Raw genomic sequence first — 24,245 nt, 5'->3', positions numbered from 1 at the left:
TCGCTCGAACCGTTGATCGCCAATACTTTTTTAGCCTTGAATTGAGCTGTCGTTGGTTTCACTGTTGGAGGAACAGGCGCTGGAGGTGTATAAGTGTTGGTAAAAGTAGGAGTATCCTTCTTACCGTCGTATTGCACATCCGCATTCAATTGTCCAGTTTCATCCTTTGTGACAGTCACTGTTACAGTATGAACAGATTCATCATAAGTAATCGCTGATTCCGGTGTAGCTGGTTTTTGTTCAACGATTGTGTAGGTGAAAGTACCAGCTTCATTAAAGGTTACTGGATTGAAGAGAATATCACCATTCTCACCATTTGTCTTGGTATCAACGAGCGTACCATTTTGATCCTTGAGAAGGAAAGTAAACTCATTTGCTTTCAATGTACGATCGCTCGAACCGTTGATCGCCAATACTTTTTTAGCCTTGAATTGAGCTGTCGTTGGTTTCACTGTTGGAGGAACAGGAGTTGGAGGTGTTTTCGTATTTGTAAACGTATCTCCTTTTTCAGCATCCCCACCTGAGTAAGTCACAGTAGCGACGAGTTTGTCGTTTGCTTTCTTCACATCGACAGTAGCCGTGATGCTTTGTGTGCTATAGTTGATAGAAGCATCCGTACCTTTATTTTCGGTAATGGTATAAGTATGTGTTCCTTCTTCACTATAAGAAAGGTCCTTAAAGGTTACAGTACCATTTGCCTTGTTCTTGGCAGTTTCAAGGGTATTGTTTCCTTCTTTCAAGACAAATTCAAATTGATCGTCTGTCAACGGTAAGGATGTTTCACCTTCTTTAAGGAGCTTGTTCACTTGAAGTGTAGCTGTTACACTTTCTGTTTTAGGAGCTTCTTTTTTGTTGGTGAACGTATCTGTGCCAGTTTGACCATCAGAGTAGGTGGCTTGTTCTACAACCAAGGCATTGTCTTTTTCAACCACTACAACCGTAGCTGTGATGGTTTTATCACTGTAGGTAATGGTTTTGTCCGTACCTTTTGTTTCAGTGATCGTATATTTGAATGTCCCTGCTTTATCTACAGTGATGTTATCAAAAGTAATCGAACCATTTTTTTGGTTCTTAGCTGTAGCAACAACTTGATCGTTTGCATCTTTTGCAACAAATTCAAAGTCATCGCCCTTGAGTTCCCCACCTTCAAATGCTTTTTTAAGGTTTAAGGTCACCTTAGCATTTGAAACTTTTGGTTTGTTTTGAGTATTGGTGATCGTATTTTTTTGTTCACCATCTCCACCTGAGTAAGTGACAGTAGCGACCAGTTTGTCGTCAGTTTTCTTCACATCGACAGTAGCCGTGATACTTTGTGTACTATAGTTGACACTAGCATCCGTACCTTTGTTTTCAGTGATCGTGTATGTATAGCTACCTTCTTTATTGAAGGTTAGAGACTTGAAGTTAACAGTGCCATCTGCTTTATTTTTAGCAGTTTCGACTACTTTGTTGTTTTCGTCTTTCAAGACAAATTCGAATTGACCTTCTGTAATTGGAACTTGTTTATGTTCCTGATCACCAACTACTTCGAAAGCTTTTTTAACAACAAGATTTGCTGAAACCGGGCTAATAGTTGGTTCGCTATTGAAAACTTTAGCATCGGCTGAGGCGGCTTTATTCACCCAAGTGTTTTCTTTTGAAACACTTTCTTGGTGTTGATCACTTTTAAGGCTAGCTACATTAGTAACACTCTTAATTTGATCAGCATGTTGCAACAGTGTTTGGTAAGAAAGAGTAATTTCATCTGTTGATGCATTTTTAAATTGGTCACTAATCTTAGTTAGATCAAGTTTAAATCCGTGTTCAGTCCACTCAATATATGGTTCTAACCCAAGGCCAGCCATTGGGACTCCATTGGCAACAAAAGTTTTTCCATTTACCTTCAAGTCAAATGAAGCAGGAAGGTAAGTTCCTCCCTTGAAGTATTGAGCAATATCTTGTCCTTTAGTAGATTTAATACGACTAAAATCAAGTGCTGGAAGGTTAGGCATTTGGTCAGTAAAGACGATGCTTGATGCAGGTGCTTGTTTATCGACAGCATTATTTACTGAGATATGCCAAGTTAAAAAACCATCTGCTTGTTCATCCGTTACTGTTAAAGTATCTCTCCAGTCAGGAATTCCTGTTGGTCCCCAGATCTTCTGTGCATGTTGTAAATTAGTATTATCAGTAGCACCAGAATTGTACTTTTTAATTGGGAGCAATAATGGAACTGGGCCTTGTCCAGAACGTTTAACGATAACAGATTCGGTACCGATTTTAATCGTTCGTTCTTGATCTTTTCCGGTCGTATTGTCTTTATCCCATTTGTAATAGAAGGAGACATTTCCTTCAGCCCCTTTATTTCCACCTTTAACAAAGGTGATGGTTAGGGTCTTTCCGTCGTCTGAGACTTTACCAGTTGCGATCTCTTCTCCCTTTTCGTTCTTCATTGAATTGAAGGCAGAAGAAGCGAATTTGACGTCTTCTGGCATAGAAATTTTAAAGGTATCACCTATTTCTACGCCAGTTTCGATTTCCCAGTGGTAAGAGATTTGATCTCCGTCCAATTTTGCTTGGGTTATCTTTACTTGGGTTGTTAATTCTTTTGCTTGTGTTACTTTACTTCCTGCTACAAACAGTAAAAGCACAGCAGCTAGCAATGAAAAAACAACTAAAATTGGTTTTTTCATAATTCCTCCTAATTTTTAGTATTACCAAACAAGTCCATTGTACTAATATATAGTAATAAAGTCAAAGAAAAAACACTATTTTATTATACTGTTTTGTCATAATGATTTTATACCAAAAAAATCGTTTATTTCCCGCCATTTTAGCCTTTCATGTTATAATATTCAGATAGGAAAAAGAGGAGACCAAAAGCTAGATGATCACTTCAAAATACGATTGGCAGTTAGCTTCGCCAAGTGCAGATGAGGCCTTTTTAGCCCTTGCCAAAAAAGCAGGCCTAGAAGCATCTGTAGCAACCTTGCTGTATGAGCGTGGTATTCAGACCAAAGAGGATTTAGAAGACTTTTTAGAACCCAAGCTGGAGAAGCTACACGACCCTTATTTGCTCCATGATATGGACAAGGCAGTGGGGCGCATCCGACGGGCCATCGAAGATTATGAGCAAATCTTGATTTATGGTGACTATGATGCGGACGGGATGACTTCGGCCTCTATTATGAAGGAAACTTTGGAGCAGATGGGAGCAGAGGTGCAAGTCTACCTACCCAACCGCTTCACAGACGGCTATGGTCCCAATGAGAGTGTCTACAAATACTTTATCGAGCAGCAAGGCATTTCCCTGATTGTCACGGTGGACAATGGTGTGGCGGGCAATCAAGCCATTGCCATGGCTCAAGCAATGGGGGTTGATGTTATCGTGACGGACCACCACTCGATGCCAGAGGACTTGCCGGATGCTTATGCGATCATCCATCCGGAGCATCCAGATGCGGATTATCCCTTCCATTATCTAGCAGGATGTGGTGTGGCCTTTAAGTTGGCCTGTGCCCTCCTAGAGGAAGTACCAGTCGATCTCTTAGACCTGGTAGCAATTGGGACCATTGCTGACATGGTCAGCCTGACAGATGAGAATCGGATTCTGGTCAAATACGGCCTGGGTGTTCTCCAACATACCCAGCGCATGGGCTTGCAGGAACTCTTGGAGATCGCAGGGATTCGTCCGGAGGATATCAATGAAGAAACAGTTGGTTTTCAGATTGCTCCTCGTCTCAATGCCCTTGGACGCCTCGATGATCCCAATCCGGCCATTGAACTCCTGACAGGATTTGACGATGAAGAGGCGCACGAGATTGCCCTCATGATTCATCAAAAGAATGAAGAACGTAAAGAAATTGTCCAAAGCATCTATGACGAAGCTAAAACTATGGTCGATCCGAGCTTGTCCGCCCAAGTCTTGGCCAAGGAAGGCTGGAATCCAGGGGTCCTTGGTATTGTAGCTGGCCGTCTATTAGAAGAGCTTCATCAGCCAGTAGTTGTTTTAAGCATCGAAGATGGGCGTGCTAAAGGAAGCGCTCGGAGTCCTGAGTCGGTCAATATCTTTGATGCCCTCGCTCCCCACCGGTCGCTCTTTGTCGCCTTTGGCGGGCATGCCGGTGCAGCAGGGATGACCTTAGATGTGGACCAACTCCCTTCCTTGTCTCAGGCCCTTACGGATTATATTCGAGAGCAAGAGATTGATCTCAGTAGCAAGTCCACCTTAGCCATCGATGAGGAACTACATCTAACAGAACTAACGCTTGAGACCTTGAAAAACTTTGATCGCTTGAGCCCTTTTGGCATGGACAATAAAAAACCAGTCTTTCTGGTCCGTAATTTCAAGGTAGAAGGGGCACGCTCGATGGGAGCTGGCAATACCCACTTGAAACTCAAGATCTCTCAAGAAGATGCGACCTTTGAGGTGGTTGCCTTTGGCTTGGGAAGTTTAGAGGCAGAGTTTGCGCAAGCGCAAGACCTAGAGCTAGCCGTGCAGTTGTCGGTCAACCAATGGAATGGCCAAACAACCCTTCAGCTCATGTTGGTTGATGCGCGTGTGGACGGCGTGCAGCTCTTTAATATCCGCTCTAAAAATGTCAGCCTCCCCGCAGGTGTTCCCGTTCTGGATTTTACTAAAGAATTGCCAGATCTATCTGGGGCATCCGCTGTGGTGGTTGGAAATATCCCAGAGGATATAGAGCAACTACGGCAAATCTTCCAAGAGCATGATTTGCAAGCCGTCTATTTCAAAAATGAGATCGCCAAAGCCTACTATCTAACAGGCTACGGTAGCAGGGACCAGTATGCCAAGCTCTATAAGACCATCTACCAGTACCCAGAGTTTGATGTCCGCTACAAACTGAAAGACCTAGCAGCCTATCTCAAGATCCAGCAGATCCTCTTGGTCAAAATGATCCAGATCTTCCAAGAGCTGGGCTTTGTGACCATTGAAAATGGGGTCATGAAGGTCAATAAAGAAGCAGAAAAACGGGAAATCGCTGAAAGCACCATCTACCAAAAACTCAAACAAACGGTGAAAGAGCAGGAGTTGATGGCCCTTGGGACGGTTCGTGAAATCTATGACTATCTGACAGGACAGACCTTATGAAAAAACACCTAAAACAGTTTCTCTGGCTCAGCCCCTTCCTGCTTTTAGCTCTTTATTGGCTAGGAATCTACCTGAGTTTAAAAAATCCCATGGATGAGATTGTCTACTCTGAAAATGGTGGCTTGATGCGCTATGTGATGTTTAAGCCCTTTACAGAAACGATAGGAAATGATGGTATCTGGAAAGAAGATGAGGGATTTCAAACCTACCATTATTCAAAAGGAATTGTTGATGGAAACGAAGACTTGTCCGTGATGATGTTTAGAGGAACTCCCAACTGGACCTATATGTATGATTTTAAATTGGAAAAAGGTGTGACACTCGGATTTATATTTAAATACGACTCGTCAAAAAAGCTGTTTTTTCAGAAGGAGGTCTACCTTTCTAAAGAAGATACTACCTACGAGGGCCAGCAACTCCTTGAGAAACTTGCTACCTATGGCAAAGACCGTGCTTGGCTTCGAGACCAAAGTAAGAAAGTCGCTGAACAATACATCCTTGGTACCTGGTTCAAAAATGGAAGCTCCCGATATTCCCTGAAAAACTTGGGAGATATGAAAATCGAGTACAATAAATTCATAGAAGAATAGTAAGTTTTTTTGGAATTCAATCCCACATCATTTTTCGGATGTGGGATTTTTGCTTTTGACGCGGGAGCTTGGGAAAATGATTTGGCAAAAAATGATGCAAGTTAGTAGAATTCATGATATAATGGAATGTAAAAAAATTTTTATGAAAGAAAGTTAACCATGAATTTAAAAGATTACATTGCAAGCATTGAAAACTATCCACAAGAAGGAATTACCTTCCGTGATATCAGCCCTTTGATGGCAGATGGCAATGCTTATAGTTATGCGATTCGTGAAATCGTTCAATACGCGACAGATAAGAAAATCGATATGATCGTTGGTCCTGAAGCGCGTGGTTTCATCGTTGGATGTCCGGTCGCTTTTGAGTTGGGAATTGGATTTGCGCCTGTCCGTAAGCCTGGTAAATTGCCACGTGAAGTCATCTCTGCTGACTACGAAAAAGAATACGGCGTTGATACCCTCTGTATGCACGCAGATGCCATCAAACCAGGCCAACGCGTCCTCATCGTTGATGACCTTTTGGCTACGGGTGGTACCGTTAAAGCAACCATCGAAATGATCGAAAAACTCGGTGGCGTCGTTGCAGGGTGTGCCTTCTTGATCGAGTTGGATGAATTGAAAGGTCGCGAAGCGATCGGCGATTACGACTACAAAGTCTTGATGCATTACTAATATAGTCTAATACTATAACTGGCTACAGAAAAACCATAATTGAAAACTATAAGCTCCTATCATATAATGTTAGTTAAGAACTTGTAAGATGGGAGCTTTTTATGCCAATTACTCTAGATAAAAAATTACCAGCAGTCGATATCCTTCGTTCAGAAAATATTTTTGTCATGGATGATGTTCGAGCAACTCACCAGGATATTCGTCCTATAAATGTTCTGATTTTGAATCTCATGCCGACTAAGGAAGCAACTGAGACTCAACTGCTACGCCTCCTGGCCAATACGCCCTTGCAGATCAATGTAGATTTCCTCTATATGGCGAGCCATAAGTCTAAAAATACAGCGGCCGAGCATATGGAGAGTTTTTACAAGACTTTTGAGGATATCAAGGATAATTACTATGACGGCTTGATTGTGACGGGGGCGCCTGTCGAAAAGATGGACTTTGAGGAAGTGGACTACTGGGAAGAGTTGACCCAGGTCTTTGAATGGGCCAAGCGTCATGTTTTTTCTACCCTGCACCTCTGTTGGGGAGCCCAGGCTGGACTGTACCACCGTTACGGAATTCAAAAAGTAGAGCTCTGTGACAAGCTATCGGGCATCTATGACCAAGCAGTGGTGCGTCCCGATAGTCTGCTCATGAGAGGATTTGACGATCGCTTCCTTGCCCCTCATTCTCGCTATACAGATATTCCTTTGAAGGAAGTCCTTGAAAAGAGCAATCTTCAAGTGATCGCTCAGGGAAATGAAGTTGGGCTTTCCATCATTGCTAGTCCAGACATGCGTGAGGTCTATAGCTTTGGCCATCTGGAATATGATCGCGATACGCTGGCAAAAGAATACCACCGAGATGTCAAGGCGGGCTTGGATCCAGATGTTCCCAAGAATTACTTTGATGGGGATGACGCTAATACAGAGCCTCGCATTCGTTGGAATCTAGCTGCGACGACTTTCTTTAGTAATTGGATCAACTATGCGGTTTATCAAGAAACACCTTACCGCTTGGAAGAATTGGAAAAAGATATTTCATTTTATGGTTACCTATAAAGGGGAATTATGACATATTCACAAGCATTTAAGTATGGCAACTTGGTTCTTCCAAGTGCCTTGCTTTTTCATTATCATGAATTGTTTGACCAAGCAGATGATTACTTGGTTTGGCAGTTTTTCTTCCTTCAAAATACGACTGGCCAAGAGGCCTTAACTCCCAATCAGATTGCTAGTCATCTAGGAAAAACGGTGACAGAGGTCAATCGGATTATGTCCAATCTGACCACCAAGGGACTCCTTCAGTACCGGACCATTGAGCTCAATGGCGAGATTGAAGCCATCTTTGATGCGACCATTGCCCTGGAGCGCTTGGATGAGATTTTAGAATCCCAATTACAAGGGAAGGCACAGAGCGCGCCCGCTAAGGGAAATGTCATCAAGGATTTGGTGGAAACCTTCCAACAAGAACTGGGACGACTCTTGACACCTTTTGAGATTGAAGACCTGACCAAGACTGTGCGCGAGGATCAGACAGATCCAGATGTGATCAAGGCAGCATTACGAGAAGCTGTCTTTAACGGCAAGCCTCACTGGAAATATATCCAAGCCATTTTACGCAACTGGCGCAGTGAAGGCATCAACAGTCTAGCCCAAGTAGAGGCGAAACTACAAGAACGCGAACAAGCCAACCCACGCAATGTGACAGTTTCAGACGATTTCTTGAAGGCCATGGATTTGTGGAAAGATTAAAAAAACTAGCACTTTATAAAAGTGCTAGTTTTTGAATGTAGACAAACTTCTTTTGAATGAAATAACCTGCATAATTTCGCGAAGATAGAAGAAATATGAGGATTTTAGAGCAATATTAGGATGTATTGGAACTTTCCGCTGTGAGAATGGTACTTGAAACACTATTGTTTCAAGTACCCGGGAGTTTTGAAACTTTAGGTTCAAAACTAAGTCTTGGAACTTCGGAGAAGTTCGCAGACGTCCGTACTCACCTAAGGAAAGTTTCTAATAAGTTACTGTCTTCAATCTAAAACGATTGCTTAATCAAATGTAAGCTAATCCGTTTATAGATAGTCCGCGTAGGCTTTTTTTAGTTTGCTAAGGAGTTCTTGTTTTTCCTCCTCACTAGCAAAGGAAGCCTGGATGGCATCGACATTGTGCTGGTAAAAGTCAGTTTCCTTGGTTTGGAAATGCTGATGGTAGAGGGCGTATTCCTTGGTGAGGTCGGTATCAGATACAGTCCGGTTATCGGTATTGATACTGATTCGAGCACCTGCTTCCTTCATTTTCAAATAAGGGAAATCCTCTAAAGTCGGCGCTGCTTTTGTCTGTAAGTTGCTGGTCAAGCAGAGTTCACCAGTAACCCCATTTTCAATAAAGGATTGGAGTAAGGCTGGTTCATGAGATAGAGCCGTCACGTGGCCATTGCGTTTGATGCCAAATGCAATCGATTGGGCAACAAAGTGTGGGCAATGACACTCACCTGCGTGAAGCGTCATGGGCCGATGGTAACTTTTGACTTGCTCGATTAGAGGTCGAATATCTTCTGGAGAGTAGTTGTGCTCATCTCCAGCAAAGTCAAAACCGACAAAATCTTGATCACTAACTTGGTTGGCTTCTGCCAGGATGCGAGAGGTGAGTTCTTGATCCGACTGGCGCATGCCGCAGACGAGGGCTTTCGCGACAATGCCAAATTCCTCCTGGGCTTGGCGCAGTCCTTCACAGACAGCATCGATAGTTTCTGGAACAGTGAGTCCTTGATCTATGGACAATTCTGGTGCAAAACGGACTTCGATGTAGACGACATTTTCCAGAGCAGCTTGCTTGGCCACATCGTAAGCAGCAAGCGTCAAGGCTTCCTTAGTTTGAAGGAGGGGCCGAATGTAGTCAAATGCCTCCAAATAGTCCAAAAGATTCTCACAGTGGGCAGGCGCAGTGACATGGTGCTTGAGCTCCTCATCGCTAGCAGGTAGGTCAATATGGGCCATAGCTGCCAACTGGCGAATGATTGGAAGCGATAAGGAACCGTCTAAGTGACAGTGAAGTTCTGTCTTTGCCAAACTATGAAAATCGATCGTGGACATGGTTTTCTCCTTAAAATTGTATTTTTTCTATACTATCATTTTGGCAAAAAAAGTCAAGTAGCCTTCGCGTAGCAGATCTTTGAAAGGGAGGCCGATATTTGATATGCTAGGAGTAGCGAAATAAAGGAGAAAAAAGATGTCAGACTATCAATTACCAGAAGTATGGAAAGCACCGAGCCAAATGGGAGGAGCTTGGGGTGGCTTGAACCAACCCACAGCAGGTGCCCGCTTTGAACAAACCCTTCCAAAAGGGGATCAACCTTTCCAACTCTATACCCTTCCAACACCCAATGGAATCAAGGCTACCATTATGCTGGAGGAACTCAAAGAGTTGGGAGTGGATGCAGGCTATGACGCTTATCGGATCAAGATTGGTGAGGGAGATCAGTTTGGTAATGACTTTGTAGCCATCAATCCTAACTCGAAAATTCCGGCCATGTTAGATCAATCAGGCGATCAAGACATTCGTGTCTTTGAATCAGCTAATATCCTCCTGTATCTAGCCGAGAAATTTGGCAAATTAATCCCGACTGATCGGGCTAAACGGACAGAAGTGCTCAACTGGCTCTTCTGGCAGACGGGTGCAGCACCTTTTCTAGGGGGAGGCTTTGGTCATTTCTTCCACTATGCGCCGGAGAAAATCGAGTATGCCATCAACCGCTTTGCCATGGAAGCCAAACGTCAATTGGACCTACTGGACAAGGAACTGGCCACTAAACCTTATATCGCAGGAGATGACTATACCATTGCAGATATCGCCATCTGGTCTTGGTATGGCCGTCTAGCCCAAGACAAGGTCTGGGACCGTGCAGGAATTTTCTTAGATGTGAAGGAATATAAGCATCTGCAAGCTTGGACAGAGAAAATTGCCAATCGCCCAGCAGTGCAACGAGGCTTGGAAGTAGACTATAAGGAAATTGACTAAAGTCTAATATCGGCTTGTTGAGGATGATAGCGAGAGTTTCCGCCGTGAGTATAGCACATGAAACGTATAAGTTTCATGTGCCCGGAAGTTTTGAGACATTAGACTCAAAACTTAGTCATGGAACTTTGAAGAAGTTCGCTGACGTCCGGACTCACCTAAGGAAAGTCTAAAGTAATACCTTTCCATAATAGACAAGGCGCCGTTGCGCCTTTTTTTAATGGTGCAAACATGGTATACTAAAGGGTGGAATAAAAGTATAGAAAGTAGCACATGGAATTTACAAAATTATCAAATCGATTGGACTTGGTGGCTAGCTTCGTCCCAGCTGGAGCTCGTCTGTTGGACGTGGGGAGTGACCATGCTTATCTGCCAATCGCCCTCTTACAAGAAGGCAAGATTGAGGCTGCTATTGCTGGTGAAGTGGTAGAGGGGCCTTATCAATCTGCCCTCCAAAATGTCGCCGATAATGGTTTAGAGGACAAGATTGAGGTCCGCCTGGCCAATGGTTTGGCTGCCTTTGAACCAGCAGACGGCATTTCCTGTATCACCATTGCTGGTATGGGAGGACGCTTGATTGCAGACATCCTAGCCGCAGGTCTTGAGAAATTAGCCAATGTCTCTCGCTTGGTCCTACAGCCCAATAATCGTGAAGATGAACTGCGGGCTTGGTTAGTCGACCATGATTTCCACATTGTTGATGAAGCGATCTTGGAAGAAAATGAGAAGTTCTATGAGATCCTCGTGGTGGAACAGGGTTCTCAAGAGTTGACAGCCAAGGAACTGCGTTTTGGTCCCTATTTGATGCGGGAACAAGCTCCAGCCTTTGTCCAAAAGTGGTCCAAGGAAGTAGAGAAATTAGCCTTTGCCTTGGAGCAGGTCCCAGCTGAAAATCAATCGGCCAGAGCATCGTTAGAAGAGCGCATCTCACAAATCAAGGAGGTTCTACATGTTAGCAAGTGAAGTCATCAAACGCTATGAAGCCTACTGTCCTCAGGAACTATCCATGGACGGAGATGTCCGTGGGCTACAGGTCGGCACTTTGCAAAAAGACATCCATAAGGTCATGGTGGCCTTAGATATCCGCGAGCAGACGGTGGCGGAAGCTATCGCTCATGGGGTGGACTTGATCATCGTCAAGCACGCGCCGATTTTCCGTCCCATCAAGGATTTGGTAGCTGATCGGGCTCAAAATCAGATCTATATCAATTTGATCAAGCATGATATCGCAGTCTACGTCAGCCATACCAATATTGACATTGTTCCAGATGGTCTCAACGATTGGTTCTGCCAGCTCTTGGACATTGAAGATACAGAACCCCTCAGTATGACGGGAGAAGGGCTCGGAATTGGTCGCATCGGTCGGGTAGCTACTCAAACCTTTGGACAGTTGACTAGCAAGGTTAAAGAAACCTTTGGCTTAGATGCTTTGCGCCTAGTCAGTTATGATCAGGCGGATTTGGATCGGGTTATCAAGCATGTCGCAATCTGTGGAGGAAGTGGCCAGTCCTTTTACAAGGATGCTCTCGCCAAGGGAGCAGATGTTTATATCACAGGAGATATCTACTACCACACGGCTCAGGACATGCTGAGCGATGGCCTCTTGGCCTTAGATCCCGGGCACCATATCGAGGTTCTCTTTGTGTCAAAACTAGTAGAAAAGCTCAATCAGTGGAAGGCTGAGGAAGCCTGGGAGATTGAAGTGATTGGCAGTCAAGCCAGCACCAATCCTTTTTACCATATCTAAGGGGTCATGATGAAAGTTGCCATTATTGGTGCAGGGATCGTGGGATCCACTGCAGCCTATTATTTATCCAAAGAAGCACAAGTGGATGTGACTGTCTATGACCATGGAGTCGGCCAAGCAACCAAGGCGGCGGCAGGCATTATTAGCCCTTGGTTTTCCAAACGGCGTAATAAGGCTTGGTATCGCCTGGCTCGTCTGGGGGCTGATTTCTACCAAGAATTGGTAGAAGACCTGGCCAAGGACGGAATTAATACAGATTTTTACCAGCAGACCGGCGTCTATCTCCTCAAGAAAAAGGAAGAAAAATTAGACGAACTCTATCAGTTGGCGCTGAGTCGTCGGGAAGAATCTCCCTTGATCGGAGACTTAGCGATTTTAAACAAAGAAGAAGTGTGCCAACAATTCCCAGGTCTACAAGGCTTTGAACAGCTCCTTTATGCCTCAGGTGGGGCCCATGTAGAGGGAGCCCTTCTAACGGAAACTCTCCTTGAAGCCAGTGGCGCAAGACTGATTAAGGAAGAGGTTGCTTTGGCTATTACAGAGGATGGTTTTCAGATAGCAGGAGAAAGCTATGACAAAGTCATCCTGGCAACAGGAGCCTGGTTGGGTCAAATGCTCGAGCCACTTGGCTACCAAGTTGATGTCCGTCCTCAAAAAGGACAGTTGAGGGATTATCAGCTAGACCGAGATATTGCTGATTATCCAGTGGTCATGCCGGAAGGAGAGCTGGATATCATTCCCTTTCAGAAGGGCAAGATCAGTATGGGAGCCACTCATGAGAATGAGATGGGCTTTGACCTGACGGTGGATCAGGCTTTGCTGAATCAGATGGAAACAGAAGCCTTGGCCTACTATCCAGAACTCGCTCAAGCCGAAGTTATCGGGGAGCGCGTGGGAACCCGTGCCTACACCAGTGACTTTTCACCATTTTGGGGAGCTGTTCCTGATCAAGTAGGCCTCTATGTCGCCAGTGGACTTGGTTCGTCTGGCCTCACAACTGGTCCCCTCATTGGGTGGCACCTATCCCAACTCGTGGTAGGAGGAAACCTGCGCTTAGATCCAGCAGATTATCCAGTTGAACAATATGTGAAGAAGTAGGCTGGGACAAAAGTCCTAGCCTCTCAATTATTTTTGGATTGTCGAGCAAGACGCAGTGGTTGAGTGGGCTCTACTACGCTGATTTCATCAGCTTTTACAGCCCTACTCAACTGTGCGGAGGTGGGACGACGAAATCGAATTCTAACGAATTACCGATTTCTGTCCCACTCTCTTTTTTTCGAAAGATCTTCCTTAATTGGGCTAAAAATAGTAGAATAGAAGAAGTGAATCATCGAGAAAATGGGAGTTGTTATGAATTGGTTTCAATCGCAATCCGTGGTCTTGCAGGCCTTTCTCGCAGGATTGTTTACATGGGGCTGTACCATTGTCGGGTCAGCCATCGTCTTTTTCTTCAAGCATATTAGTCGCAAATTACTGGACATCATGATGGGCTTTGCGGCAGGGGTCATGATCGCGGCTTCTTTTTGGTCGCTCTTACAACCCTCGATTGAGTATGCGGAAACCTCTTATGGGAGCCTGGCTTGGTTGCCAGCGGCGATCGGTTTTTTAGCTGGAGGTTTTTTCCTTCGCTTGATTGACGCCATCGTCCCTCACCTTCATATGACGAAGGAGATTGAAGAGGCTGAGAGTATCCATACGCCGCGGGAGAAGAAGTTGTCTAAAACAATCCTCCTTTTTCTCGCCATTACCATTCATAATTTTCCAGAAGGCTTAGCAGTCGGAGTAGCCTTTGGAGCTCTGGCTAGCAATCCAAGTCCAGAAGCCTTTATCGGGGCGGTTGGCCTGGCCATTGGGATTGGCTTGCAAAATATCCCAGAAGGGGCTGCTCTTTCAATCCCAATCCGGACGGATGGAAAATCCCGTCTCAATGCCTTTTATTGGGGATCTATGTCAGCCATCGTCGAGCCCATCGGAGCCCTGCTAGGGGCAGTTGCCGTCTTATCCATGACAGCCATCTTGCCTTACGCCCTCTCTTTTGTAGCAGGTGCGATGATCTTCGTAGTGGTTGAAGAGTTGATCCCAGATTCCCAGACCAATGGCAACACAGATGTGGCGACCTTAGGCCTCATGGTTGGCTTTGTCATTATGATGATTCTAGACGTCGCTTTGGGATAAGGAACTGAAAAGGAGAGCATCAGGACAAGCTCTCTTTATGATTGGTATCATGGTATTTGAGAATGAAAAGATGAAGAACAATTCATCAGATTCAATTCAGAGGTAGACCTTAGTCAGCGAGGAAAATTATCTTATGGTAAAAATCAAGTTTAACAAGAAAAGCAAAAGGATAATGAGCGTCATCGCCTTGGCTCTCCTTTTGGTAGTTGGGATTTCTATGTTTTATATGAACAAAAAATTAGAGGAGAAGAGACGCAATAGAGAGTATGAAGTCAGCCTTGTAAGGACCTTGAAGCATTCTTACGAGGGAATTGAAGAAATTGAGATTAAAAACCCATCTTATAGCTCTACTCCTTCGGACGCATGGGGAGCAGATGTAAAATTTACATTTTCTGATGGGAGTTCCAAGGAACATGTACTAGCTTATGATAAAGATGCGAAAAAAATTAAGATAGGGGTCTATCATAATGAAGATGAAGAATTTCAGAGCTTTATGGATTCTAGGAGAGGCACGACCAAATCGGGAGTAAAGGTAAGGTTTTCAGACGGCTCAGTCAAGGAGCAGTAATCAGTGAATTAAAGTATATTAAAGAGTCCTAGTCCGAGCGTCCTATTTGAATCACGATAATGAAGATCGTTAACGGGACTATAGAATCAACGTCCTGTCATCACCTTGTAACACAAATGCAAGGTGACTTTTTTATATAAACATGATAAAATAAGGGTAATGACTACGTAGAAAGGCCTAACATTATGAAAGGTATTATTTTAGCAGGGGGCTCAGGAACTCGCTTGTATCCATTGACACGTGCGGCTTCTAAGCAGTTGATGCCCATTTATGACAAACCAATGATCTACTATCCGCTGTCAACGCTTATGTTGGCTGGGATCAAAGATATCCTGATCATCTCAACACCTCAAGACCTTCCTCGTTTTGAAGAGCTTCTTGGAGATGGTTCTGAACTTGGTATTTCCCTCTCTTACGCAGAGCAACCAAGTCCAGATGGCTTGGCGCAAGCCTTCATCATCGGAGAAGACTTTATCGGTGACGATCATGTTGCCCTCATCCTTGGGGACAATATCTTCCACGGAAACGGCTTAACCAAGATGTTGCAACGGGCAGAAGCGAAGGAAAAAGGAGCGACTGTCTTTGGTTACCAAGTCAAAGATCCGGAACGCTTTGGTGTGGTAGAGTTTGACGCGGATATGAATGCCATCTCTATCGAAGAAAAACCAGAACATCCAAAATCCAACTTTGCAGTGACCGGACTTTACTTCTATGACAATGATGTGGTAGAAATTGCCAAAAACATCAAACCAAGCCCTCGTGGTGAGCTTGAAATCACTGATGTTAACAAGGCTTATTTGGAGCGTGGAGATCTCTCTGTTGAGCTCATGGGCCGTGGTTTTGCCTGGTTGGATACTGGAACTCACGAAAGTCTCTTGCAGGCATCTCAATATATCGAAACTGTTCAACGCTTGCAAAATGTCCAAGTGGCTAACCTTGAGGAAATTGCTTATCGCATGGGTTATATCACCAAAGAACAAGTCCATGAATTAGCGCAATCACTGAAGAAAAACGAATACGGACAATATTTGCTCCGTTTGATTGGAGAAGCATAATGACGGAACTATTTTTTGATAAAGAATTAGCAGCCCGCAAAATTGAAGCCATCCCAGGCTTGATGGAGTTTGATATTCCTGTGCGCGGAGATAACCGTGGTTGGTTTAAAGAAAACTTCCAAAAAGAGAAAATGCTTCCTCTTGGATTCCCTGAAAGCTTCTTTGCAGAAGGTAAGTTGCAAAACAATATTTCATTCTCTCGTAAGAATGTTTTGCGTGGCTTGCATGCAGAGCCTTGGGACAAGTATATCTCTGTAGCAGATGAAGGCAAGGTTCTTGGAACTTGGGTAGACCTTCGTGAAGGCGAGACCTTTGGGAATACCTACCAAACTGTGATCGATGCTTCAAAAGGCATCTTCGTCCCTCGTGGTGTAGCCAATGGGTTCCAAGTTTTGTCAGACAAAGTTGCCTATACATACTTAGTCAATGATTACTGGGCATTGGAACTCAAACCAAAATATGCTTTTGTCAACTACGCAGACCCAAGCCTAGACATCCAATGGGAAAACTTGGAAGAAGCAGAAGTCTCAGAAGCAGACAAGAACCACCCACTGCTCAAAGACGTCAAACCCCTAAAAGCAGAAGATTTGTAAAAACGAACCTTGCGTAGCAATATTGCGACTGCAAGGAGCGTTGTAAGATCGTTCCTGCCCTAGTGGAAACAAGAATGCCGTAGGGAATCTTGTAGGGAAATCCGGAGACTTCGGCTTCGGATTTAGCCATGAAACCGAAGGGTTGCTGGCGTCACTTACTAGCCAAAGGAACAATCAAAACTAAAAATTATTTGGAGAAAAAATGTCAGAATATAAACATATCATCGTAACCGGTGGAGCTGGTTTCATCGGTTCAAACTTCGTACACTATGTCTACAACAACCATCCAGACGTGCATGTGACTGTCCTTGACAAACTCACTTACGCTGGTAACCGTGCCAATATCGAAGAAATCCTTGGAGATCGTGTCGAGTTGGTGGTGGGAGACATCGCGGATGCTGCATTAGTTGATAAATTGGCTGCTAAGGCTGATGCCATCGTTCACTATGCGGCTGAAAGCCACAATGATAACTCCCTCAAAGATCCATCTCCATTTATCTACACAAACTTTGTTGGGACTTATACACTCTTGGAAGCAGCTCGTAAATACGACATTCGTTTCCACCACGTGTCAACAGACGAAGTGTATGGAGACCTTCCATTGCGCGAAGATCTTCCTGGACATGGGGAAGGTCCTGGTGAAAAATTCACTGCTGAAACCAAATACAACCCATCATCACCTTATTCATCAACCAAGGCTGCTTCTGACTTGATTGTGAAAGCTTGGGTACGTTCATTTGGTGTCAAAGCAACGATTTCAAACTGTTCAAACAACTATGGTCCATACCAACACATCGAGAAGTTCATCCCACGTCAAATCACCAATATCTTGTCTGGTATCAAACCAAAACTTTATGGTGAAGGCAAGAACGTCCGTGACTGGATCCACACCAACGACCACTCAACTGGTGTTTGGGCTATCCTCACTAAAGGCCGTATCGGTGAAACTTACCTGATCGGTGCCGATGGTGAAAAGAACAACAAGGAAGTGCTTGAATTGATCCTTGAAAAAATGGGTCAACCAAAAGATGCCTACGACCGTGTAACAGACCGTGCTGGTCACGATTTGCGTTACGCTATTGATTCAACCAAATTGCGTGAAGAATTGGGTTGGGAACCACAATTCACCAACTTCGAAGCAGGTTTGGAAGAAACCATCAAGTGGTACACAGACCACCAAGACTGGTGGAAAGCTGAAAAAGAAGCTGTCGAAGCCAACTATGCGAAGACACAAGAAGTTTTGAAATAAGGAAGAAAGTCCAAGTAGAAAATCGCTTGGACTTTTTCTTTTATTTTCTGAAAATGAGTGATTGCCTTTTCATGTATGGTATAATAGGATCAGTTTGAAAACAATCATCGATTAGGAGGAATAGATGAATCAAAAAGATTGGGTAGACTATTTTGAAGCACTCCATAACCGTAAGCCGAGTCTGCAAGAGTTTCAAAATGCACGAGCGAATGGTGAGTTTGTAGTGGAACGAAAAGAGACCGTTCCTGAAGCACCAGTTCCATCAGCGGTAGCCTCACGAGAGAAAAGTGAGCAGGTTCAAATGCCGTCACAAGTGGAGTCAGGGTATGAGACTCTAGCTATCAAACGCTTTAGTGTGAAATGGAATAAGCAGACCAAATGGGCTTTATCAGGTGTGGGAATACTAGCTGTTATTGTACTGGCTTATTTCTTTTTCTTCCAACCGACTCCAAGTTTGGAAGGAATTTGGGTTGGACCTGCTGATTCAACAGCAGTGGTTTATGAGTTAAATCAAGAAGATCCACGATCGTATGGTAAGTATAAGATTGAGAAAGTTTACAAAGGTAATGAAGCAAAACAAGAGTTTCAGAAAGCTTTAAACCAGTTAAACTACTCCAAGCTGAAAAACTTAGCAGATGTTGATAGAAAATTTGACCTCCACACGAGGGAAGTTATCATCATTAAAGACGAGCATGGGCTTGTTTATAATCTACTCCAAAGCAATGGGACCAATGTGATTTTAGCCAATGACTTGATGGATTTGGTTACCTATAGTGATCATTCAGAAAGCTTTAAGAAGAATGCTATTTTTCACAAGACAGAAATTCCTAAAGTTCTAGTTGGGAAATGGAAAATTGAGCGTTCTTTTGATGATGAAACCAATTATCTTGAATTAAATGATCGTGGTATTCTTACTTATAGTGAATATGATAGTAGCGAAGGTACGGCTTTTTATAGTCTAGAAGAGCTCCAAAAGATGCCTTCAACTAAGTTTGATCAAGAAAAGACAGCTGACAAAGTGAAAGAGGTCTATGAAGATCTTCAAGATGCGGTCGATTCCCAAGATTACCAGCTAACTAGTATGAAAGACGTGTACAAGCAACTAGGATCTGATTTTTATTATGTCCTTGTAAATGGAGGGAAGACAGTCCTTGTTTTCACAGAAGACTATCATTTAGTTGAAAAATTGGAAAAAGTGAAATAAATTAGAAGGACCGTAAGGTCCTTTTCTTTTATTTTCTGAAAATCACAAAATATACCATGGATTTGTGGTATAATATGGTTAGTTTTTATAATGAATCAATAAGGGGAATATGATGAATCAAAAAGATTGGGTTGAATATTTTGAAGCGGTCAATGGTCGCAAGCCAAGTATGCAAGAATTTCAAGAAGCGCGTGAAAAAGGGGAGTTTGTCGTAGAGCGAAAAGAAGCGCCGACTCCAACAACTGAGGCACCAGCTCCAGCCACTGAAGCGCAGGCTCCTGCTCAGGAAGGACCTGTTGCACCTAGTGCGCCTCTTTCCCAAGAGCAGCCAACTTCTGTCCAACCGCAGCCATCGGCGAAAACCTTACAACCTGTTCCAAGACCAAAAAAATTGACATTTTCTTTCAATAAACAAGCCCAAATTGGGGCTGCAGTTGCGGGACTTGTCGCAGTGATTGCCTTTGCTTGGTTCTTTTTCTTTTCAGGTGGACCAAGTCTAGATGGTGTTTGGTTGCGAAATACGGATTCAAGTCCGGTCACTTATGAACTAAGTGGAAAGAAACAAAAAGTCAATGGTGGCGAGAACATCAAAAAGGTTCTCAAGGGCAATGAAGCGAAAAAAGAATTTAATACAGCACTTTCTTTGTTAAATGCAACAGACTTGCATTCACTTGCGGATGTCGATAAGAAATTTAACCTGAAGACGACAGAAATAGTTGTTATTAAGTCTGGTGGGAACACACGCTATAACTTGCTCCAAAAAGACGGAAGCAATATTATTTTAATAAATGATTTATTCGACTTGAAAACTTATAAGTCATACAAAGGAAACTTTGAAGATAATTTGGTCTATCACAAGGTTGAAATACCAAAGGCCATGGTTGGAAAATGGAAGAATGTGACAGAAGGAGATAATACAACTGTTCAGATTTCAGATCATGGAATTATTAGTGATAAGTATTACGATAACAAGGCTTACGCATTCTATTCTCTAGCTGATCAAGAAAAGTATGATGGAGACACGACTTCTAAAGAAGAGATCGAACACACATTTGAAGTCATTCAAGAAGCGATGAAATCACAAGGCTATCAAGTGAAGAGTGCTAAGGAAGTCTATATACAAGCTAATTCAAATTATTGTTTCGTACCTGTCAACGGTGGAAAAAATATACTCGTCTTACGTGGTGGTAATGAATTTGCCGCAAAATTAGAAAAAGTGAAATAATCAAAGGACCGCAAGGTCCTTTTTGTTTCCAAATTTCTGACTGAAAAACTATTCATGTCTAGGCAAAAATATGGTAAAATGGATAAGATGTATCTGAGATGTCTATTTCTTCTCAGACGACTAGAGGTAATGGAGTAGAAAATGCAAAATAGACCTATTATTATTGGTGTTACTGGTGGCTCTGGTGGTGGAAAGACCAGTGTGTCTCGTGCCATTTTGGCCAATTTCCCGAATGAAAAGATTGCCATGATTGAGCATGATTCTTATTACAAGGACCAAAGTCATTTGACCTTTGAGGAGCGGATCAAGACTAACTATGACCATCCTTTTGCCTTTGATACGGACTTGATGATTGCGCAGATCAATGAACTCTTGGAGGGTCGTCCGGTAGATATTCCAACTTATGACTATGCAGAGCATACGCGCAGTAGCAAGACCTATCGTCAGGAACCACAAGATGTTTTCATCGTGGAAGGAATCTTAGTTCTTGAAGACAAGCGTCTTCGGGACTTGATGGACATCAAGATTTTCGTTGATACGGATGATGATGTGCGGATCATTCGTCGGATCAAGCGGGACATGGAAGAGCGCGGACGGAGTCTGGACAGCGTCATTGAGCAATACCTTGGAGTGGTAAAACCGATGTACCACCAGTTCATCGAGCCAACCAAGCGCTATGCGGATGTGATCATTCCTGAGGGCGTGACCAATACGGTTGCGATTGACTTGATCACAACCAAGATTGAGAAAATCCTCAACGAGGCGCGTGAAGGAAAATAAAGATAGGGAGAAAGAGGACAATCGATCTCCATCGTTTATCATTAGTTGGAATAATTGAATGTCGCAGTAGTTGGTGAGACTCTTCATTCGCTAAAAGACTCGAAAGAGTTCTCAATCAACTTCGCGGGAGTGGTACCAGAAATGTTATGTAACATTTGTACCACTCCCTCTTTTTCCTAGGGAGAATGGAAATGAAAAGGGAGTTTCATTCGCGGACCAAGGCGTTCGCTTGTTTATTGACCATGTGTGCTGGTTTTTCAGATGCTTATACCTTTATTTGTCGGGGTGGGACCTTGGCGGCAGGCCAGACGGGAAATGTGGTCTTTCTATCGGTTGGTTTGATCGGCCAGCAGATCTCAGATGTAGAAGTGAAGTTAGCCACGATGCTGGCCTTTATGCTGGGGATCTTTTTAATGACGGTCTTGCGTCGCTTGATTGATAATTCAGTCTGGCGCTTGAATACCCTAGTGCCCTATATCCTCACAACTTTGGTGACGGGATTTTTGCCAGCATCGGTAAAAAATGTCTTCATCGTGCCTTTTTTTGGCCTGAGTTTGGGAATCGTAGCGACCTCATTTGGAGAAGTAGGTAGCTATGCCTACAACCACTCTTTTATGACCGGAAATCTCAAGAAAACCATGGTAGCTTATGGAAATTTTGTTAGAGACAGGGAGATGAAATTCCTCTGGGAAGCCATCTTTATGACCTGCTTGATCGGGAGTTTCGTCTGTGGGGCCATTTTTTCGACCTACTTGATCCAGTTTTATGGACTAAAGACGATTTGGCTGGTGGCCATCATCTTGACCATCTTTTTAATCTATCGGGCCATTCAATATTTTGAAGTCTTTCACTTCAATCGGCGGCATGAATAGATAATGGAGGCTGGGACAAAAGTCCTAGCCTCTCAATTATTTTTGGATTGTCGAGCAAGACGCAGTGGTTGAGTGGGCTCTACTACGCTGAATTCATCAGCTTTTACAGCCCTACTCAATTGTGCGGAGGTGGGACAACGAAATCGAATTCTAACGAATTACCGATTTCTGTCCCACTCTCTTTTCTTTCGCTGTTTGAAGCTTAATTTTTGGGCAAAGATTTGGTATAATGGAAGGTATGAAACATTCGGAAAAAGAATCACAATACCAACTTTTACTGGCACAGTTAGACGCTCTCTTAATGGGAGAAACCAATGCCTTGGCTAATCTGTCCAATGCCAGTGCTCTCTTAAATCAAGCCCTGCCTCGTTCGGTCTTTGCGGGTTTTTATTTGTATGACCAAACGGAATTGATCTTGGGACCTTTTCAGGGAGGTGTTTCTTGTGTCCATATCGCTCTCGGAAAGGGTGTCTGTGGAGAAGCAGCTCAAGAGCAGAAAACCATGATTGTCGATGATGTCCGCCAACATGCCAACTATATTTCCTGTGATAGTCGAGCCATGAGTGAGATTGTGGTGCCTATGGTTAAGGACGGTCAGCTCCTTGGGGTTTTAGATCTGGACTCAGAATGTGTCTCTGACTACGATCAGCTGGATCAAGAGTATTTGGAAAAGTTTGTCACCATATTGATCGAAAAGACAAACTGGGACTTTAAGATGTTTGGAGTTAAGAACTAATGTATCAAGCTTTATATCGGAAATACCGTAGCCAGACCTTTGGTCAATTGGTCGGCCAGCAAGTGGTGGCACGGACTTTGAGACAGGCAGTGGAGCAGGACAAGATCAGCCATGCCTATCTCTTTTCTGGACCTCGTGGAACTGGGAAAACGAGTGTGGCCAAGATCTTTGCTAAGGCCATGAACTGTCCCAATCAAGTCAATGGGGAGCCGTGTAACAACTGCTATATCTGTGAATCCATTACCAATGGGAGTCTTGAAGATGTTATCGAGATCGATGCAGCCTCTAACAATGGGGTCGATGAAATTCGCGATATTCGCGACAAGTCGACCTATGCTCCAAGTCTAGCCAAGCACAAAGTCTACATTATCGATGAGGTCCACATGCTCTCGACAGGGGCCTTTAATGCCTTGTTGAAGACGCTGGAAGAGCCGACGGAAAATGTGGTCTTTATCCTTGCAACAACGGAGTTACACAAAATTCCTGCGACCATTCTGTCTCGGGTGCAACGCTTTGAATTCAAATCTATCAAACTACCGGATATCGTTCACCATTTGGAAAGTATCTTAGCTACAGAAGGCATTGCCTATGAAGCAGATGCTGTACAGATCATTGCTCGGCGCGCTGAAGGTGGGATGCGGGATGCCTTGTCCATTTTGGACCAAGCTCTGAGTCTGACTGCGGGTAGTGAGTTGACGACAGCAATCGCTGAAGAAATTACAGGCTCCATCAGTCTAGCGGCGCTCGACCAGTACGTGGCTGCCATCCTGGCTCATGATGCGACGGCGGCGCTCGACCAGCTGGTAATTATCTTTGATAACGGGAAGAATATGGCTCGTTTCGTCACGGACTTACTTCAATACCTGAGAGATCTATTGATTGTCCAGACAGGCGGAGAAAACACTCACGCTAGTGACTTGTTTGCGGCCAATCTTGAAGCCGATCAAGCCCGTCTTTTTGCCCTGATTGACCAGGCGACGACCAGTCTAGCGGATATCAAAAATAGCCTGCAACCGCGCATCTACACTGAAATGATGACCATTAAATTGGCTGAAAGCACAGGCCAAGTTTCTAACTCAGCAGCTGTGGAGGTTCCTTCCAATGTACTAGCTCAGCTGGAAGACTTGAAGAAGGAAGTCGCTCAGCTCAAGCAACAGTTAGCGCAATCGGGTAGCAGTCTTCCTGCCTCAAAACCAGCAGTAACTCGTCCAACCAAGTCGAACAAGGGCTACCGTGCGGATCGAAATAAGGTCAATGCCATTTTACAAGAGGCGGTTGAAAACCCAGAGTTGGCACGGACCAACTTGATCCGTCTTCAGAACGCTTGGGGGGAAATCATCGAGAGTTTGGCAGGTGCGGATAAGGCTCTCTTAATCGGATCCCAGCCGGTCGCTGCTAATGAAAATCACGCCATTTTAGCCTTTGAGTCTGCCTTTAATGCTGAACAGACCATGAAGCGGGACAACCTCAATACCATGTTTGGAAATATCCTCAGCAATGCTGCGGGCTTCTCACCAGAGATTTTAGCGGTTTCGATGGAAGAATGGACCCAAATCCGGGCAGAGTTTTCGGCTAAGGCGCGTGGTCAAAAAGCGGAAGTGGTAGAAGAAGAGGAAAGTGTCATCCCTGAGGAATTTCACTTTTTATCCGATAAAATCACCCTGCAAGACGATTAATACATGA

The 24,245-nt window shown here is 44.0% G+C and carries 22 protein-coding genes; 20 read left to right on the top strand and 2 right to left on the bottom strand.

Annotation, left to right across the window (positions count from 1 at the left end; all coding sequences use genetic code 11):
* Positions 1-2,672 (bottom strand): Spy0128 family protein (locus tag M1G14_RS05085; protein WP_247926368.1); only part of this gene is annotated, 2,672 nt, incomplete at its 3' end.
* 194 nt (positions 2,673-2,866) lie between these two features.
* Between M1G14_RS05085 and recJ the strand changes: the two genes are divergently transcribed.
* The 5 genes from recJ (at position 2,867) to M1G14_RS05060 (ending at position 8,093) form a co-directional block, all read left to right on the top strand.
* Positions 2,867-5,092 (top strand): single-stranded-DNA-specific exonuclease RecJ, encoded by a 2,226-nt coding sequence (gene recJ, locus M1G14_RS05080; RefSeq protein ID WP_049522803.1) that lies wholly within the window; start codon positions 2,867-2,869, stop codon positions 5,090-5,092.
* Complete coding sequence (locus M1G14_RS05075; protein WP_049522802.1) at positions 5,089-5,682, top strand: TipC family immunity protein; 594 nt, start codon at positions 5,089-5,091, stop codon at positions 5,680-5,682. Before recJ ends, M1G14_RS05075 begins: the two co-directional genes overlap by 4 nt.
* 159 nt (positions 5,683-5,841) lie before the next feature.
* Entirely contained in the window at positions 5,842-6,354 is a 513-nt protein-coding gene (locus tag M1G14_RS05070; protein WP_003007878.1) for an adenine phosphoribosyltransferase, read from the top strand.
* Between the two features lie 101 nt (positions 6,355-6,455).
* Entirely contained in the window at positions 6,456-7,400 is a 945-nt protein-coding gene (metA, locus tag M1G14_RS05065) for a homoserine O-acetyltransferase MetA (RefSeq protein WP_024055870.1), read from the top strand.
* A gap of 9 nt (positions 7,401-7,409) precedes the next feature.
* Positions 7,410-8,093, top strand: coding sequence for a DnaD domain-containing protein (locus M1G14_RS05060; protein WP_049472318.1), 684 nt, complete (start codon positions 7,410-7,412; stop codon positions 8,091-8,093).
* Between the two features lie 323 nt (positions 8,094-8,416).
* Here the strand turns inward: M1G14_RS05060 and add are convergent, their stop codons facing one another.
* A complete protein-coding gene (gene add, locus M1G14_RS05055) occupies positions 8,417-9,436 on the bottom strand; it encodes an adenosine deaminase (protein ID WP_049522801.1) in 1,020 nt (339 codons plus the stop codon).
* A gap of 136 nt (positions 9,437-9,572) precedes the next feature.
* On the opposite strand from add, the gene yghU reads away from it, so the two are divergent.
* The 15 genes from yghU (at position 9,573) to dnaX (ending at position 24,238) form a co-directional block, all read left to right on the top strand.
* The gene (gene yghU / locus M1G14_RS05050; protein ID WP_049522800.1) at positions 9,573-10,361 is read left to right on the top strand and encodes a glutathione-dependent disulfide-bond oxidoreductase; all 789 of its coding nucleotides are present in this window, start codon (positions 9,573-9,575) and stop codon (positions 10,359-10,361) included.
* Between the two features lie 270 nt (positions 10,362-10,631).
* Positions 10,632-11,321 (top strand): tRNA (adenine(22)-N(1))-methyltransferase, encoded by a 690-nt coding sequence (locus tag M1G14_RS05045; protein ID WP_045759623.1) that lies wholly within the window; start codon positions 10,632-10,634, stop codon positions 11,319-11,321.
* The gene (locus M1G14_RS05040; protein WP_049522799.1) at positions 11,308-12,105 is read left to right on the top strand and encodes a Nif3-like dinuclear metal center hexameric protein; all 798 of its coding nucleotides are present in this window, start codon (positions 11,308-11,310) and stop codon (positions 12,103-12,105) included. The genes M1G14_RS05045 and M1G14_RS05040 overlap by 14 nt, the downstream gene beginning before the upstream one ends.
* 6 nt (positions 12,106-12,111) lie before the next feature.
* Complete coding sequence (locus M1G14_RS05035) at positions 12,112-13,203, top strand: NAD(P)/FAD-dependent oxidoreductase (protein ID WP_049472308.1); 1,092 nt, start codon at positions 12,112-12,114, stop codon at positions 13,201-13,203.
* A 252-nt stretch (positions 13,204-13,455) separates the two neighbouring features.
* The gene (locus M1G14_RS05030) at positions 13,456-14,280 is read left to right on the top strand and encodes a ZIP family metal transporter (RefSeq protein WP_049522580.1); all 825 of its coding nucleotides are present in this window, start codon (positions 13,456-13,458) and stop codon (positions 14,278-14,280) included.
* A 133-nt stretch (positions 14,281-14,413) separates the two neighbouring features.
* The gene (locus tag M1G14_RS05025) at positions 14,414-14,848 is read left to right on the top strand and encodes a hypothetical protein (protein ID WP_024056125.1); all 435 of its coding nucleotides are present in this window, start codon (positions 14,414-14,416) and stop codon (positions 14,846-14,848) included.
* A gap of 185 nt (positions 14,849-15,033) precedes the next feature.
* Positions 15,034-15,903, top strand: coding sequence for a glucose-1-phosphate thymidylyltransferase RfbA (rfbA, locus tag M1G14_RS05020; protein ID WP_003002772.1), 870 nt, complete (start codon positions 15,034-15,036; stop codon positions 15,901-15,903).
* Positions 15,903-16,496, top strand: coding sequence for a dTDP-4-dehydrorhamnose 3,5-epimerase family protein (locus tag M1G14_RS05015; protein ID WP_049475294.1), 594 nt, complete (start codon positions 15,903-15,905; stop codon positions 16,494-16,496). The genes rfbA and M1G14_RS05015 overlap by 1 nt, the downstream gene beginning before the upstream one ends.
* A 202-nt stretch (positions 16,497-16,698) precedes the next feature.
* On the top strand, positions 16,699-17,745 hold the full coding sequence (rfbB, locus tag M1G14_RS05010; RefSeq protein WP_023918493.1) for a dTDP-glucose 4,6-dehydratase: 1,047 nt from the start codon (positions 16,699-16,701) through the stop codon (positions 17,743-17,745).
* A gap of 124 nt (positions 17,746-17,869) precedes the next feature.
* Positions 17,870-18,949, top strand: a complete 1,080-nt coding sequence (locus tag M1G14_RS05005) for a hypothetical protein (protein WP_024055743.1) — start codon at positions 17,870-17,872, stop codon at positions 18,947-18,949.
* Between the two features lie 112 nt (positions 18,950-19,061).
* Positions 19,062-20,174, top strand: a complete 1,113-nt coding sequence (locus tag M1G14_RS05000) for a hypothetical protein (RefSeq protein ID WP_049522579.1) — start codon at positions 19,062-19,064, stop codon at positions 20,172-20,174.
* Between the two features lie 141 nt (positions 20,175-20,315).
* Positions 20,316-20,954 carry a uridine kinase gene (gene udk / locus M1G14_RS04995; protein ID WP_003002524.1) on the top strand — a complete coding sequence of 213 codons (639 nt, stop codon included), beginning with the start codon at positions 20,316-20,318 and terminating at the stop codon, positions 20,952-20,954.
* Positions 20,955-21,145: 191 nt separating this feature from the next.
* On the top strand, positions 21,146-21,826 hold the full coding sequence (locus M1G14_RS04990; RefSeq protein ID WP_042760148.1) for a YoaK family protein: 681 nt from the start codon (positions 21,146-21,148) through the stop codon (positions 21,824-21,826).
* Positions 21,827-22,064: 238 nt separating this feature from the next.
* Positions 22,065-22,562, top strand: coding sequence for a GAF domain-containing protein (locus M1G14_RS04985; protein ID WP_024055807.1), 498 nt, complete (start codon positions 22,065-22,067; stop codon positions 22,560-22,562).
* Positions 22,562-24,238 carry a DNA polymerase III subunit gamma/tau gene (gene dnaX, locus M1G14_RS04980; RefSeq protein WP_024055806.1) on the top strand — a complete coding sequence of 559 codons (1,677 nt, stop codon included), beginning with the start codon at positions 22,562-22,564 and terminating at the stop codon, positions 24,236-24,238. The genes M1G14_RS04985 and dnaX overlap by 1 nt, the downstream gene beginning before the upstream one ends.
* Positions 24,239-24,245 lie beyond the last annotated feature (7 nt).

Source organism: Streptococcus parasanguinis, assembly GCF_023109675.1.
Taxonomy (GTDB): Bacteria; Bacillota; Bacilli; order Lactobacillales; family Streptococcaceae; genus Streptococcus; species Streptococcus parasanguinis_I.
This window is presented reverse-complemented; position numbering and strand designations above follow the sequence as displayed.